Here is a 14,670-nt window from a genome sequence, read left to right as displayed (position 1 = left end):
CAGTCCTCTGCAAGATACGGATTTTGCCGTACAAAATCCATTCTTGTTAGGGGAGTCCCCCTAATACCCCCGTATCAGCCTCAAAATGCTGATATCACTCACACATTTCTGCTGTCATCTTCGCTCAAAATGAGCTGATATCTGATAGCAGAAAAGGGAAACTGACAGCAGTTTCCCCACAACTCGCATATTAACCTGCTATCAGCTTCGATTATCTGACAGCAGGCAATATGAAATCTGATATCACCAAAACCTTTTAGATATCAATGTTTTGAAGTTCCTGCTATCAGTTACGGATAACTGATAGCGGGATTTTTATTCCATACATGATACCAGATTCCTGTTCCTGATAGCATATTAAATTCTCATGTCTTGAACTCTTTATTGGATTGGGCTTTATCACCCCCTTTCAATTGTCCACATTTTTAAAATCTATCTCGCTGTATGTTTCATTTTTTTCTCTCTCTGATCCGTTGCCGGCTGTAACGTAAGTCTATGTGCATCAAACTGGAATACCATATCCGATACATGCAGGGGGATCAGTCCGTATAGTTTATCTTCCTTACTCTTCATCTTTACTACCTCCTGCAATTTCTCCAGATTATACTCATTTTTAGAACACACTAAAATACGGTCGTTTAAAATTGGTATTACAAACAAATCCCCGCCAAGCCGCTGTGCAACTTGAGACAAAACAACCGGATAAAACATCATCCCGATCCCATTTTCTCCTGTTATACTATAAATCCCATATGTGTCTGGCAGAAGCTGCTCATAGCTTCCCAATACTCTTTTGAAGGCGTCCTTACTTGCATCCAATACTGTCTGTAAACGCTCGCCCACATCAAAATATTTGGCTTTGTCAAATAATTCCTGTGCTGTAAATCCCCACTGTTCTAAATGTTTGTTGCAGACTGGCCTTATATAATCGTTAGGCCAAACCTCACCGTCTTCCTTGCTGACCTCGTATACTTCGTCGAAAAACTTAAAATACACAGCGATATCCCCCACTGTGACATAAGGTGTCTCATTCTCTTCCAGTTTTTTTGCTGACTTCTCCAGATTAGCTGCCCAAATAGTAACGTTGTCCAACTGTTCGATCTTTTTGATCAGTCGTACCCGGTCAAAATAGTCGCAGATTCTATCTACCTGATTCGGCATTGTATATCTACAATACTGGTTATACAGGTGCCATAGCGATAGTGACTGGCTGCACATGGATTCGGTTTCCCTCGAAATTTCAACAGCTATCTCCTCATTGGCTGTCCCTTCGCCTATTACAACTAACTTTTTGTTGGTTTCATCTAACTGCCGGCCAAGTTCTAAATATAAATTCTGTTTATAATCCTCATATGTCATTCACGCATCACCTTTTCCCATTCCCGGATCGTCAGCAGTTTATTATCTGATGGGGAATAATGAAAACCATGACTTGAAACAGCATAACCGGACAGACTGCGGCGTACCTGATGATTCCCGTTCCTGTGGATTTCTTCAATGGAAAATCCCGGTGTCAGCGCTGCCATCGTATCAGGCAGGATGTAGGCTTCTCTTTCGGTATATGGAAGGATATAAAAGCTGTCGTGCATCAGTTGCTGCAGCTCACGGAGGACATCCCAATATAATATGGTTGCAGCTCCTCCCGGTCCGGTAACAGTATATCCAAGGGTATCCTCCGCCTCCCCGTCATTCAGGACACAAGGGATTCCATCCAGCATGTTTTCAATCATATTGTGTAAAGGATAGATTCTGCTCTCCATGGAAACGAGGGAGTGTTCCCGCACAAAACTGTGAAGTTCTCCTTTTCTCATATTCCAATTTTTCAAATGTCTGTTTGTCACCTCGGCCTGATAATAACGGCCATCTCCCAGCGGTGCGTAAAACATATAGTAAAACACCACATTCCCCATAACAAGGTAAGGCATATCATTATTTTTCAGTGCATCGAGGTCAAGTCTGTGGTTGGCAGCGTATATCGCCACATTTTCCGGCTGTTCCAACTGACTTACTGCTATCTTCAAATCCGCCGTCTGTGAATCGGAAAAAACCTCAATTGCCCGGTCCACCAATTCCTCTTCCCACATGTTTAGCATCTCCATTCTCAGAAATGCTTCCCTCATGGAAATGACAGGACAATATCTCTCCTTCTTTTCAAATAACATTGTGATCCCCTCGGTTGGAAGCCCTTTTGCCACAATCTTCACGTCCCCCTGGATATGGGAATCTTCCAAAGCCGCCTGAACGCATTGCTGATAAGCACCACAAAATTGTTTATATAATTTAAGATTCATATTCTTACTCTCCTTTATAATTAATAAAAAAAGCAGGTACTTTTCCGAATCACTCTGAAAAGTTACCTGCCCTGTCTTTTATTCATTTGAGGTTTTGGTTTCTGCCTCACCCTTTGACTCGTCTTTTGGATTTCATCCATTTTCTGGCTATAAGTATAAATAAAATCGGATAAATCCTTATCTCTCTGCTGATAACCGTTTTTCTTACTATCATAGAGGGTTTCCTGAATCCATTTTTTCCCTTCCCTATTTTCTTTTGGTAACGCCAAACATTGATTAATACTATTAGGAAACAGTATCAGATCTCCTCCTAACTTATCCGCCAATTCGTGTACTTTGTCCTTATACAGCATAGCAGACTCACCCCAATAAAAGCTCTCCGTTGTCATGATAAAAATATTTCTTCTATCTGGTTCTGTTTCAAATGGATCCATTTGAATGGCTCTTTGGTTTTCTGGGTTTTCTAATGACCTTTGATACAGAGCATTAAAATCCATGCCAAACTCACTCAACAGGTCAGCCGTCACTTTCAGATTAAGACGCATATCCTCAAGCAGACTATCCGATGAATGATAAATAACCCTCAATACAATCGCAATTTCGCCAGCCCCATATAATTCATGTGGCGTCTCCTCTAACAGCGCTTGATTCCGTTTTGCATTCACTAATGTCGGGACCACCATATCAGGTGATATTATCCCCATATCCCGAAATGCTGTTTCGGTAACTCTATCACGAAGAAAACGCCCAATGGAATCACTTGCCACCTTCCACATGGGTTCCCCCAATTCTGTATAGCGGTTGAACGCCACAGAAAGAAGCATCCCGGTTTCTGATATTTGTGGACATCCTCTCATGATAAGCATACAGCCATCTGATATATGGGACGGTAAAACTGCCTCCCACTTTAACCCCAGCTTTTTCAAAATGCTATTTACTTCATGAGTGAAGGATACATAAAAGTCCAACCTCTGTTTTAATATTGCTGCATATCTACTTGCCAAATGATAGCCCCATATCTGCCTCGTTTTTTTGTTTCTTTCGGTACATCGGAGATCATGCGAAACTGTTCTGTCCTGCAGTTATAATGATATAAGTTTTCGGACAGTGGCATCGTCCCATTGCTTTCACGCAATACATTCGCTATGTACCGGACACCGCTGCTATCCAGAAGAGGCATGGCGATGAATTGGTCAATACTCATAGGGACCAGCAAGATATCCTCACCGAGACTGTCCGCTAGTTCACGCATTTTTTCTTTATACAATATGGAAGCTGCCCCCAAATACTGCCCCGTGTTTGTTATTACGTAAAAGAGTGGCAAATTCTTTGCTGCCCCCTCATAAGATGCCATTTCATCTAACATTTTATATAATTCCACCATCTGGACGGACTCAATATTTCTGGGATTATCCAATGATCTCTGATATAGTTCATCAAAACTCAGCTCCCACTCCTCCAATATGTCATCCGTAACAGTCATATTTAGGTTGATTCCCCCAAGCGATTGATATGCAACCTGCAGGACGACTGCAAGGTCCTCAAACCTTATATGCGGAATCTGTTCTAACCGTTCCGCATTTTCTTTTACATTCGCAAATGTGGGGATCACCATATCTGGGGCGAAAACTCCCATATCCTCCAATGCACTTCTGGTTATTTTATCGTCAAAATATTCCTGCGTTGCCTCACGCGCGGCAACACCCCACAGTGTCCCTTGTAAAAACCTTTGATAATACTCATATATAGAAATAGGTGGCAGGTCGGCATAACCACCGCCACGGATAACCGCCATAGCGCCCTCTTTTCCCTCCCCAATTACAGGACTTGCCCGCCATGTAACTCCCAGCATTTTCAGATTATAGCTGATTTCATGAGTAAAATACTTGATAAATTCTTCATAATCCATCTGTCTGCCTCCTTATGGTAGTGATCTCACCTTCCCTGTTTCTTACTGGCCGCTTTTTTTTATACTCACTGGTTCCCTGGACTAAAGACAGCATATCTCCTATATCCTTAAACCTGTTTAATTTTCCATTGTCATACATATAAACATGTTTAGACAGTGATAACCGTGTCGCTGTGTGCTCAATGCTTTTCCGCATTTTTGTCTGTACCCATGTTTCCTGTACAAGCCCTGCCGGAAATAGGGCTGCTTTCCGTCCCGAATATGGCGCGTTTATAATCTGATCGAATACTTTCCAATCTGTCGGTTCCATCAACAGCCCCCTACCTTGTTCTATATTTTTCTATTTTAGAGTCGATAGCAGGAACCAGACTTTTTTTCACCGCATCATACTTAAAAACATGTCCAGAGATAACATGACGCCCATCTCCAATCGCTTCCTTTGTCTCATTCTGAAATTGCAGTTCCTCCTGCACATCTGATAAATCCTTCACATCAAATGTCTGTATATAAGCAGTGAAGCCATCGTCAGGAACGATCACCATATCGCCTCCCAGCTTTTTAATTACTTCCTCCATTACTTTAGGATAGAAAACAGCGCCAAAGCCATTCACCCCGTAGACCTGATATACCTGCCTTGCCTCCTCCCGTACATCCTCTACTGAACTAAATATGATGGACTGGTTATTTTCCAATGATTTTTTTACATTATCATACACATTTATAATTTGTGTACCAATTTCCTCTACCTCCTTATATCTGACCTTTTCAAATAGTTCTTCAACATTTATACCCCACTGTATCAAGTGGTCTTCTTTAACATCTTTGCAATAGGATCTATTTTCCGTTTCATAAATGAACTGAAATGTGATTGCCATATCCCGATAGGGCATGTACGTGATGTGATTCTTTTCTAGTTTTTCCCAATACTTAGACAGGTTCATGGGGAAAATCAGGACATTATCAATCTGCTCCAACTGTTCGCAGGCAATTCGCTCTGCATTATCATGCATCCCCAATATATACCGGGCGGCTTCATCAATCTCATAAGCAGCAATTGTATAACAATTTATATATACCAGTTCCATTGACATGCTGGGGCATATCGAAGCTCCATCACCTTTTATCATAAAAGATTCAAAGGGGGTTCCTTCTGCTATAAATTCCATTTCCTCCCCCTTTCCTCTCTGTTTTAACTGATCTTTAAATTCTTCTATAAAATCCTCCCGGACTTCATCGTATGCCTGATCTTCATCATAATCTCGCATCTTTGCTCTCCTCTCTGCCATATGCAGTTATCATTCCTGCCAAATTTTAACCCCTTCTTACCACACTGCATTTTCGCGGCTGTGGGACCACCACTAAGGACTTACACTTTTGCTTATAATGCAGGACGGCCCCTGACAAAGCATGGTTTTCAAAATCCTTGAAATGTTTCTGCCTTTCAAGACCCATTTTAATATCTACAAGTGTATATTGATCTGCGGCATAAATGCGCGTCTGACCGTTTGTTGTTGGCAGAAGATACAGATCTGTATTTACCCCTTCCGCAAATTCATCCAACGTGTTATTATAAAGCATACCAGCGGCACCTCCCGGTAAACCGTCCAGCACCAGATTTAATGCCCCAATGTCCTGCTCCGTTCCATCAAGTCGATCAACTGATAGATAAGTTCTTCTTTATAATTAAACCAATCCATATTTCTTCTTTTCTACTGGATTTTTCCAATTGCCTGTTTCCGCACCACATTCCTGCTTCTATCCAAATATTGAACAGTTGCTTTTTTTCTCTCTGTAACGAGAAATTCATTCCAATCTTTTCCGTGTGGTGGAAATCGGACTTTGACCCGATAACCCATTTCCCTATATTTTTTACGGCATGCTGCCGCTGCTTTTCTACCGGCTTTATCGTTGTCAAAATACAGGCTAACCAGCTTGATCTGGGGATTTTCTAACAAAAACCGGTCTAATGCTCCATCCCAGGTTGTCCCCAATGCCAGTTTATTTGACTGCCCGTCTCGTTTATAATCCATGTAGGACATTAAATCAATAGCCGCCTCAAATACCTTGACTTCTTTGTTTCTCCTATTTCGAACATTAAATCCATAGGTTTTGTCGTTATTGTCCACATCCCCTTTAAATGGCTTTCCATAATTGTCAACCGTTCCTCTCATGCTGGCAAAACGGGCTGTTCCGAATGAATCTCGACCAATAAAAACCACGTTATGGTATCTACGCGTTTCATAGATCAGTTTCTTTTTTACAAACCAGTCCACCACCGCTTTGCTCAAGCAACGTGTTTTCAACAGATAAGCATATAAACGCCGGTAATTATCATTCGCCTCTGGGAGCACAAATTCCCCCTTTTCCTCTGGTTCCGTCTCCTGTTCTGCTTTTCTGCATTCGTGTCTTTTTCTATATGTATCACTTTCAAACTCTTTATCCTCATATCTATAACCGGCTTCATTTAGTAGATAAATGACAGATCCGCGGAAGTCCATCCCGCAAAACTGTTTCAAAAATTCGATAGTATCACCATTATGGCCTTCCATACTCTGGGGGATAGAATAACGCAGCCAAGTCCTCCGGTTTTTTATCCTAACGGAATCATGTTCCTTTAGCGTATAGTAACTGCCAACTCTTTTTGTAGTGAACCCCTGACGTTCAGCAATGGATACCAGGTCCACGCTCCTCGCAATATCCAACTCTTCATCCGAAAATTTTATATCGCCACCTCCTGGATCAGAATCTTAATCTATAAACTTCATATCCAAGTAACTCCTGCCCTCTGGAAAGTTTCTTTCAAATTCTTGCAGATAGTTTCTACAGGCACTTCCATCTTTAGCCAGAAAGCAAAAATCCCGCAAGCTCATCCGCTTAAACATATGGGGCTGGTTGCACCACCTGGACAGGTTCACATACATTCCCCGGTAAGGAGACTCCCTGTATTTTTCATACCTCATAATATACGGGTAGGCACGCATCCCCATCAATATCCTTATGCGTTCAAATGTTTGTAGAAGGTCCTGCCGCCAAAATGATTGGTCATATCTCCCTTTTGAATCAAATCCTGTCAAGACATAGAATCTCACTCTCTTTGATCCCTGAAATACATTATTTATCACTTTCATCTTCTCAACAATCACTCTTTTATCCTTGATGTTGTTAAAAGCAAAAATCAAATCTCCATCCAGCCTGCAAGCTGCCAGTTCCTCAGCTTTTTGCGAAGTGATAAGCCGGATATCCAAGCCTTGCCGGAACTGTATCGGACGGCCTGTTTCCCGTAGCTGCTCCAACAAAGTGTGCCACTCCCTGCATGCCAGGAAATTATCATCCAGCAGGCATATTTTCTTTCTCTTAGGGTCATAAAACTCTGTCACAGGGCTTGCAGGCACCGATGCCGTCTTATTACGGTTTACACAAAAAGGGCATTGCCGAAAGCAGCCCCTTGTCAAAAAACCCACAGAATACTCCCGGTAATATTTGAATTTCTTACTTCTTTTCCCGTCCTCACCCTGGCTGGCAAGCCAATTTGCGTAAAGACTGTAATCGGGCATGGTATGTTCTACTTCATAAGGTAATCCGGGGGCCTGGTCTAAATAGAAACCAGTCCCCCCATATTTGACATGTTCCATAGTAAGAACTTCCTCCGGGCATCTTGTTCCTGTAAAAACCTTTGAAAGATACACCCGTCCAAACTCTTGTACATTGGAATAATCAGTCAATAATTCTACCTGATCACCCATCTGCTTATGATATGAGCTGATTTTCATACATGCCAGGTTTGGCATGCGATGTCTGTTTTTTTCCAGTAAGTCAGCATCAATAATCCCAACTTTTACATTCATCACCTCTTTACCGTAAATCTTTTACCCATTTCTGTTTCTTGCATTGCGGTGCTGTTGTGCTTCTCCGCTTGGAAAGTATATCCCATGAACCGCCGCCCGTGCATTCTCTGTCACAGCTCCAGCCGGCAGGGAACTCTCGGATTCCTGATGACTAAATGTTATTGTCTGGTCCCATGTCCATAAAATCTGCCAGGCACAACTGCCCTTCAATATTCTGATCCTGCATCCACCATCGAAACACATCTTCTCCGTTCTTCCATTTTGTCTCTTTTCCTGCCGCATGGATCGCCACCAGCATTTTTTCAAATGCCCGGATATAAGCTGCTTTGTACTTCGGAAAGTCTGCAAATTCCTTGTACCGGTTTTTGCCGGCCATCGGACACCCTACGCAGCCAACCCTCTTATACCCCATATTGTATAGCGGATTATAAGACATATGGTTGGAGCGGATATAGTCCCAGATATCACGGTGCTCCCAGTCAATGATCGGATTCGATACCACACGGCCACGGACTGCACACCGTTCTATAACCAGGCGCTTATCATCGTTATCGTTCATTAATGTAATCCGGTTTTCAACCTTCGCCGCTGCTGCTTCTAACTGCCCCCGTTTGGAGCGTTTCACACTTTCGTCCCACCGCACCCCGGTAGCAACCATTCTGTCCGGTGTTGTATTCTCTTTTAGGATTTCACAACAGTAGCGCTGCATCCTCGTGGGCGGCATCTTCTTTTTAACGATCAACTGCCACATACTTAACGATGGCATATGGATGTAACATGGGATCCCTTTTTCTTTTAAACCTCGAAATTTCTCCCGAATGTAATACACGGTATCGGGAGCATCGACTGTTGTATGAGAATTGTGGACCTCAAACTCAACGTTGGACCGTATAAACAAATCCAGAAGCACATCAGAATCCTTCCCCCCACTGTAAGTACAGATTATGGGGGCATCATAGTACCTCTTTGACATTTCACTTGCTAATTTGATTCGTTCAATGCTTTTCGCCTCTAAATCCAATAACTTCCGAAGAGACTATCGTTTTACATGGCCACAACTTCTTATCCCTCCTTTTGTGTTTCAATTTAGATTTTTATAAAGGAATCCAGAAAACCTTTCTACTTGAAGGATAGATGTTCTCGTATTCTGTCTTGTTACAATAGCAGACTCTTAAATCTTGTTACCTGTAGCTGCCTGTATTTTTTCTAATAGGTATTGTCTCCTTCCAGGGTTCCATCTTCTGAACCTTATGGATTCTCCCACATATGTCAGATATTCTTTCATACTCGGTGTCTGACTTATCCAATATCTCCAGCAGCTCCTTAAAATACTCTGAAGCTTCTCCGCAGCCTTTGGAGTTTGTCAGCCACTGATATACTTCCCTGATCCTGTCTTCCGGTGTCTTTTTAGGTTCTTTATCGTCCATGCACCCAAAAGTCCCAAGGTCATCTACCAGCCTGTTCACGTCCTCCGCCAGACGCTGAATATAATCATTTGCTTTATCTTCCATAAATTATCATTACCCTTTCTCACATTTACAGATTTATGGTTATCATTTTTCACCGCGCCGCTTAATGCTCTCTTTGATTTCCTGGCGCATTCTTCTTGTATTATTACTGGGTACGGCGATTGCTGCCGCCTCATCAATGCTCAGATGGTTATACAGGAAAGCTTCTTTTATCGTTCTCATCTGATAACAGTCAAAGTGCTCTTTCGCATATACTGCTACCTGATCATAGGTGAGGCCATACTGAAAACTTGATAAGATTTCTTCAATTTGGTCCTCATCAAATCGGTTATCTGTAGCCAGTTCCATTTCCTGGACACTCCTACCTATATAAAACCCGTAAAACACTAATTCCATTTGTCTATAATTGTGTTTTCCATCTGCTACAATCCGTATCTTCTGGATATCCAGCTTCCTTTCCAGTGCTCCGGCAATTGCCCGGACCTCCTCCGATCCGTCTGAATCATGCACAAGACCAATAAGACTATCCCAATCTATACCCATCAAATACGCTTTGCGCAAAGCATTTATTTTGTTACTATATCCTCCAACCTCCATGATCTTCTTCACCAACTCATAGGGGATCCGGTCAGCAGATAACGCCTCCTCCGCGATCCGCAGTTTTTCCTTTAATAAGAAGATCTCATTTTTCAGGGTATCCAAAGTTTTGATTTTATTGTCCATGTCACTCCTCCTTATGTAGCAAAAGAGGAAGATTCCGCGTCTCCCTCTTTTTGTAACCATTTCTTTATTTTGTTCTAACTATTAATCTGGTGCCTGCGGCGAAATATGCCAGTCTGTCCACAAATTTCCGTTGATTGTCAGGTTATCCGTTAAATTTAAAGATAACATCCCTGACGGCGTCCATGCATCAATCAGCCAGGTATACGGTGTGTACCTGCCATCAGGCATCCATATAGGTGTAAAGTGTGTCCTTCGCTTAAAAGTGCTGTATTGGTTTTGCTTAAACTCAAATTGTGACTGTAAGCCCCCTGACATCCGATCCAATAATCGCCAATATGTTTTATATTGGAACTCTGGAAAATAGGTTACTGCATTTTGGGCTCCAGTGACAGCACTGGACTGATTCGTACTTACATTACTGCTGACAAATTCATTAAATCCGTAACCGCTCTTTAGTGTTTTTCCACTAGCTGTAGGGGATTTACCGTCTGGCTGGACACGCATTGTCGCGTTCATATTTGCGTGATATCTATCGATATTGAACTTCCACCAGCCATGGTCGCACCAGAAGCCATCATCGTCATCATTACCACTATGCCATACCCAGTAGGAATACCAATAAGGACGCCAGATACTCCAGTCAGCGGACGTCTGCTGGTTTTTTGATGGAACTTCCGGCCTCGTATAACTGTCATTACGGTCGTCCGCGATCGGATTCGGCGGCGGATTCTTGTCCAGGTTTACGATTTTGACCCGTATCGTACCTTTATCTGTATGTCCGCCGCCTTTAACCGTGACTGGAATTTCCATAGTCTGCTCCGTTGACGGTGTTGTCCATCGAACCCATGCGAGCTGACTCCCCCCTTCCGGGTAATATACGTTGCTTACCTTATAATTTCTCCCCTTTAATTTAAAGGTCACAGATACTGGGTGGTCTGGATCACTTTGACTGCCACCTACACGGATACTTGTGATAACCTCTGTATTGGTATGGTATTCATAATCAAAGGAAGCAACCTCTGGTGATAGATCTGGCAATTCTTCATTAAAACGTATAATTCCAAGCCCCAACGAAGTTTTAATCTCCTGGTGTGAACGTAGTCCGGTAATTGGGCCGTTCCACGCTGGGTATCCTAAATCAGGTTTTTCAAGGAACATTGAAAGGGGCAAATTTTGAAAGACAACCCCACGCATCCAGGAATATACCACCCCTCCTGCCACCTCATCGTATAATGCCGCTTCGGTTGCTGTCATAGCAACTCTTACTCCCTGCAAAGTCACGTAGGCAATCGGCTCTATCATGATCCTGTACTCGCCGTTGATTAGTACATTAAAATCTATTCCCACATAGCCTGCAATCCCACGTACTGTCTGTTCATCCGTAAAGTACCGCTTTATCTCCGCAATGCTGGCCGGTCCGAGACTTTGAGAACTTATGATTTTGGGTAATCTCTGCGCTGGTCTTATGTATTGATACCTGGAACCGGAAATACCAATCCCCCGGCCTGATGTATAAGACATTTTGCTCACTTTTCCAAAATGAAGCCTGATATCAGATGGGCTTCTGTTGGTAAGATCAACAGGCGTGCCTACTACTTTATGGTCGCTTGTACTGATTACCGACACACGTACTCCTTCATCACCTGGGGACCAATAATTTTCCGAAGAACCTTGTCCCATGCCGCCACCTCCGCCGTCCACATTACCTTGCCCTGTCGCATAAGCAGGAACCGACATGATCAAAAAACACAGACTGAACAGTGCAATCCCTGTCAGCCATCTTATTCGGCTTTTCAAATTTCGAAATGTTCTCCTTTCCAATGAAAAAGCACAGCCATAAATAGCTGTGCTAAACGATAAGTAAATGATATTTTTGATTTCACTCTATGCCTGGTAGGACGAAGGTTGCCATCTTGTCAATCCATGATCCCGATTTTATTACCATTTTCATAGATTTCACTGTCTTCAATTCCTTCCCCTTCCCCAATGTCATCTATCCAGCCGAATCCTGGGGCATATATTTTTCCTTCCTGCGACTCACCCTCCGGTGCAGCTCCGGGAACTGTGTCTGTCTCTGGCTGTTGTACTTCATCATGGTTTTCCGGCACCGGCACACCCTCGACACTCTCCCCATCTGGTTTCTGATTGGGATTTTTCAATACTTCTTGATCCGGTGTCTCTGGTTTTGTCACTCTGGGCTGGATATTCTGAACGGGCTGCCCGTTATCCTGATCCCCCTCTTTTCCTTCCTCTGATTCTGGCTGTCCCTCTGTGGTTTCCGGTTCTTTCTTTGATTCCTCTTTTTTACTGTCAGTCTCTTTTGGTTTCTTATCCAATTCTGACTTTTTTATATCCGGTTTCACCTCTATTTCTGTAGACTGGCTCTCTGCCAGCTTATCTTTCGTCTTCGCTGGTCCTTTAAAATTACTGGCAATCATGACTACAAGAACAATACAACACACTACACAGCCCGCTATAATCATACCTTTTTTCACTTTATCACTCATATGGTTCTCCTTCCTGTCTCAATCATTTTGTCGCATCAAACATACTACATTTTTCCAATTCTGTCTACCAAATTTTAAAAGACTTCAATATACCCTGCCTGAACCTTTAACCTGATCTTCATTTCAGGCAGACGCTTTCCTGCAAACTGGACTGGTACTTTTAATGTCACGACTGCATCAATCTCAAACCTCTGTTCATTCTCCGGTGTTCCCGGTGCAAGCGGCGCATTACGTGCAGTAACACTTAAATCCGATATGCTGTACTCCAGAACCCCATCTGTATACTTTACATGCCGCCCGGATTCCACCCTTGTTCCCAGGATTTTATCCATTTCAGACAGTACATCCCCCTTATCTACGCTATACTTAAAACCTCCATTATTGGGCTGGTATCCTCCACTGTATCCTTCCCTTACCCCGTGATATACATTGGCATAATTATCATTTACCGTTATCATGACAGCTTCCTGTGCGGCGTCCCTTACACCATTGGCAATAATCTTCAGGCGGTAAAATTCCAAAAATCCGCACATGATCAGCATTAATACCAATGTAACCGCAACCACAAATGGGAAAGAGGAACCACGCTTATCCTTTAAACAGCAAATCAGGCGCTTCATTTATGATATACCTCGCTCTTTCCAGTAGCACTAGCCTTTAAAGTAATCGGAAAAGAACCAAAATTTCCAAATAGCCCAAGGTCCCGATGTAATGTCAGTTTTACAGTGACTTCATGATTTAACTGGATATCCCCCCTTTGTGACCACTCAACTGTAGGATCTAATCCCGTCCGTTCCCGAAGTACCTGTTCCCGCCTGGCAGTCTCGGTTCCAACTCTGCCACTGATTTCAGCCTCCCGGCACAATTCCGTTGCAAACGTGTCCAACTGATTCTTAGCCAGAAAAACCGGGAATACACTGACAGCTAATGCGATCACCAACATGGCACACAACACCAGCACACAGATATCTATATATCCCTCTCCACGGTTCGTTTTTAATATTTTTTTCAAGTCCCTTGACCTCCTTTCATGTGGAGTATATGGCTGCTTAGAACATCCCTCCTAATGATTTGATGATTTCAAATACAATGATCGCAAGGTAAGTCAGCAAAAAACACATCAGCATGAGAAACGAAAAAAACCTGATCTTAGGCGGTATCTTCTGGGCCTCACTTTTTAATTTCTGCAATTCAATCTGCTTAAAGTCGTGAGCAAGCATCTGAAAATATACCACGCTGTTATCTCCGCGCAGAACCCCAATCAATCCCCGGACAACATCAGACAGCATTGGTGAGTTTAACCGCGCCTCAAACCGGGTAAGTGCCGCCTCATAACTGGATGATCTCATATCTGCCGCAAGGACCCCCAGCTCTTCCCCAAATTCTGTACCGGCATTTTTCCTGAAATTCTCCACCATGGAAAGCACATCACGGTTATTCTGCAGCTCCTGTTCCAAATTGGCAACAAAACGTGGCAGTTCGTCTTCGATTGATTTTCTTTTTGACTTTAGCATCTCGTCTGCGCGCTGGATTTCCTTAAAGTAAACCATGACTGCCAGAAACACTACAATCGGTGTCAAGAGAGGAAAGAGAAGCAAGCATGGAATGATACCAGCCATCAGTAAGCCGGCTTTTGTAAGTGCATACGCCTGATATACTTCCGGTGTCATCTTAATCCCTGTTGCTTTCAGCACGTTTTTCATTCGGCTTTTCCGATACTCATCCATTCGTATTACATGGGACAGTCTCATGGCTCCCTGCAATAGGAACGCATCGAATGCCGCCGATCCTTTTTTATTGTTTCTTCCTGTGTCCAGCAATGCCTTTTCTGTCTTCATATATGGCACTTTTAGCAAGTCTGCAGCCAGGAAGAACATTCCCAGGAAGAGGAATCCTCCAAATAATAACAGTAATAACACTGACATA

The 14,670-nt window shown here is 43.0% G+C and carries 16 protein-coding genes; all 16 read right to left on the bottom strand.

Annotated features, from left to right (window positions below; genetic code table 11):
* Nucleotides 1–432 precede the first annotated feature (432 nt).
* Nucleotides 433–1,359: a DUF5688 family protein gene (locus tag H8S80_RS06545; RefSeq protein ID WP_055651425.1), complete on the bottom strand. Its 927-nt coding sequence runs from the start codon at nucleotides 1,357–1,359 to the stop codon at nucleotides 433–435.
* Nucleotides 1,356–2,291, bottom strand: coding sequence for a DUF5688 family protein (locus H8S80_RS06540; protein WP_242866215.1), 936 nt, complete (start codon nucleotides 2,289–2,291; stop codon nucleotides 1,356–1,358). The genes H8S80_RS06545 and H8S80_RS06540 overlap by 4 nt, the downstream gene beginning before the upstream one ends.
* Before the next feature lie 62 nt (nucleotides 2,292–2,353).
* Nucleotides 2,354–3,295: a DUF5688 family protein gene (locus H8S80_RS06535; RefSeq protein WP_039892247.1), complete on the bottom strand. Its 942-nt coding sequence runs from the start codon at nucleotides 3,293–3,295 to the stop codon at nucleotides 2,354–2,356.
* Nucleotides 3,268–4,200, bottom strand: a complete 933-nt coding sequence (locus H8S80_RS06530; protein ID WP_006775143.1) for a DUF5688 family protein — start codon at nucleotides 4,198–4,200, stop codon at nucleotides 3,268–3,270. The genes H8S80_RS06535 and H8S80_RS06530 overlap by 28 nt, the downstream gene beginning before the upstream one ends.
* Before the next feature lie 320 nt (nucleotides 4,201–4,520).
* Nucleotides 4,521–5,486 carry a DUF5688 family protein gene (locus H8S80_RS06525; RefSeq protein ID WP_243007910.1) on the bottom strand — a complete coding sequence of 322 codons (966 nt, stop codon included), beginning with the start codon at nucleotides 5,484–5,486 and terminating at the stop codon, nucleotides 4,521–4,523.
* Nucleotides 5,487–5,511: 25 nt separating this feature from the next.
* Nucleotides 5,512–5,778, bottom strand: a complete 267-nt coding sequence (locus H8S80_RS06520; protein WP_055651422.1) for a hypothetical protein — start codon at nucleotides 5,776–5,778, stop codon at nucleotides 5,512–5,514.
* Between the two features lie 131 nt (nucleotides 5,779–5,909).
* The gene (locus H8S80_RS06515; protein WP_006777207.1) at nucleotides 5,910–6,902 is read right to left on the bottom strand and encodes a DUF3991 and toprim domain-containing protein; all 993 of its coding nucleotides are present in this window, start codon (nucleotides 6,900–6,902) and stop codon (nucleotides 5,910–5,912) included.
* Between the two features lie 45 nt (nucleotides 6,903–6,947).
* Nucleotides 6,948–8,045, bottom strand: coding sequence for a hypothetical protein (locus H8S80_RS06510; protein ID WP_006777208.1), 1,098 nt, complete (start codon nucleotides 8,043–8,045; stop codon nucleotides 6,948–6,950).
* A gap of 151 nt (nucleotides 8,046–8,196) precedes the next feature.
* Nucleotides 8,197–9,066: a phosphoadenosine phosphosulfate reductase family protein gene (locus H8S80_RS06505; protein WP_006777209.1), complete on the bottom strand. Its 870-nt coding sequence runs from the start codon at nucleotides 9,064–9,066 to the stop codon at nucleotides 8,197–8,199.
* Between the two features lie 160 nt (nucleotides 9,067–9,226).
* A complete protein-coding gene (locus H8S80_RS06500) occupies nucleotides 9,227–9,556 on the bottom strand; it encodes a hypothetical protein (protein ID WP_006777180.1) in 330 nt (109 codons plus the stop codon).
* A 42-nt stretch (nucleotides 9,557–9,598) separates the two neighbouring features.
* The gene (locus H8S80_RS06495) at nucleotides 9,599–10,237 is read right to left on the bottom strand and encodes a hypothetical protein (protein ID WP_039893727.1); all 639 of its coding nucleotides are present in this window, start codon (nucleotides 10,235–10,237) and stop codon (nucleotides 9,599–9,601) included.
* An 81-nt stretch (nucleotides 10,238–10,318) separates the two neighbouring features.
* Nucleotides 10,319–11,974: a DUF8193 domain-containing protein gene (locus H8S80_RS06490; protein ID WP_006777182.1), complete on the bottom strand. Its 1,656-nt coding sequence runs from the start codon at nucleotides 11,972–11,974 to the stop codon at nucleotides 10,319–10,321.
* A gap of 179 nt (nucleotides 11,975–12,153) precedes the next feature.
* Complete coding sequence (locus H8S80_RS06485) at nucleotides 12,154–12,744, bottom strand: DUF6550 family protein (protein ID WP_006777183.1); 591 nt, start codon at nucleotides 12,742–12,744, stop codon at nucleotides 12,154–12,156.
* A gap of 74 nt (nucleotides 12,745–12,818) precedes the next feature.
* On the bottom strand, nucleotides 12,819–13,364 hold the full coding sequence (locus H8S80_RS06480) for a hypothetical protein (protein ID WP_006777184.1): 546 nt from the start codon (nucleotides 13,362–13,364) through the stop codon (nucleotides 12,819–12,821).
* Nucleotides 13,361–13,756, bottom strand: coding sequence for a DUF4320 family protein (locus H8S80_RS06475; RefSeq protein WP_055651421.1), 396 nt, complete (start codon nucleotides 13,754–13,756; stop codon nucleotides 13,361–13,363). The genes H8S80_RS06480 and H8S80_RS06475 overlap by 4 nt, the downstream gene beginning before the upstream one ends.
* Nucleotides 13,757–13,793: 37 nt before the next feature.
* Nucleotides 13,794–14,669 carry a type II secretion system F family protein gene (locus H8S80_RS06470; RefSeq protein WP_055651420.1) on the bottom strand — a complete coding sequence of 292 codons (876 nt, stop codon included), beginning with the start codon at nucleotides 14,667–14,669 and terminating at the stop codon, nucleotides 13,794–13,796.
* Nucleotide 14,670 lies beyond the last annotated feature (1 nt).

The sequence above is a fragment of the Hungatella sp. L36 genome (assembly GCF_014288035.1).
Note: the sequence above shows the minus strand (reverse complement) of the source record. Positions and strands in the feature narration are given on the sequence as shown.

Bases quoted from the DNA above. Each gene is read 5' to 3' on its own strand.
- H8S80_RS06545 (WP_055651425.1), bottom strand. From the start codon at position 1,359: ATGACATATGAGGATTATAAACAGAATTTATATTTAGAACTTGGCCGG.
- H8S80_RS06540 (WP_242866215.1), bottom strand. From the start codon at position 2,291: ATGAATCTTAAATTATATAAACAATTTTGTGGTGCTTATCAGCAATGC.
- H8S80_RS06530 (WP_006775143.1), bottom strand. From the start codon at position 4,200: ATGGATTATGAAGAATTTATCAAGTATTTTACTCATGAAATCAGCTAT.
- H8S80_RS06525 (WP_243007910.1), bottom strand. From the start codon at position 5,486: ATGGCAGAGAGGAGAGCAAAGATGCGAGATTATGATGAAGATCAGGCA.
- H8S80_RS06520 (WP_055651422.1), bottom strand. From the start codon at position 5,778: ATGCTTTATAATAACACGTTGGATGAATTTGCGGAAGGGGTAAATACA.
- H8S80_RS06510 (WP_006777208.1), bottom strand. From the start codon at position 8,045: ATGAATGTAAAAGTTGGGATTATTGATGCTGACTTACTGGAAAAAAAC.
- H8S80_RS06500 (WP_006777180.1), bottom strand. From the start codon at position 9,556: ATGGAAGATAAAGCAAATGATTATATTCAGCGTCTGGCGGAGGACGTG.
- H8S80_RS06495 (WP_039893727.1), bottom strand. From the start codon at position 10,237: ATGGACAATAAAATCAAAACTTTGGATACCCTGAAAAATGAGATCTTC.
- H8S80_RS06490 (WP_006777182.1), bottom strand. From the start codon at position 11,974: ATGTCGGTTCCTGCTTATGCGACAGGGCAAGGTAATGTGGACGGCGGA.
- H8S80_RS06485 (WP_006777183.1), bottom strand. From the start codon at position 12,744: ATGAGTGATAAAGTGAAAAAAGGTATGATTATAGCGGGCTGTGTAGTG.
- H8S80_RS06480 (WP_006777184.1), bottom strand. From the start codon at position 13,364: ATGAAGCGCCTGATTTGCTGTTTAAAGGATAAGCGTGGTTCCTCTTTC.
- H8S80_RS06470 (WP_055651420.1), bottom strand. From the start codon at position 14,669: ATGTCAGTGTTATTACTGTTATTATTTGGAGGATTCCTCTTCCTGGGA.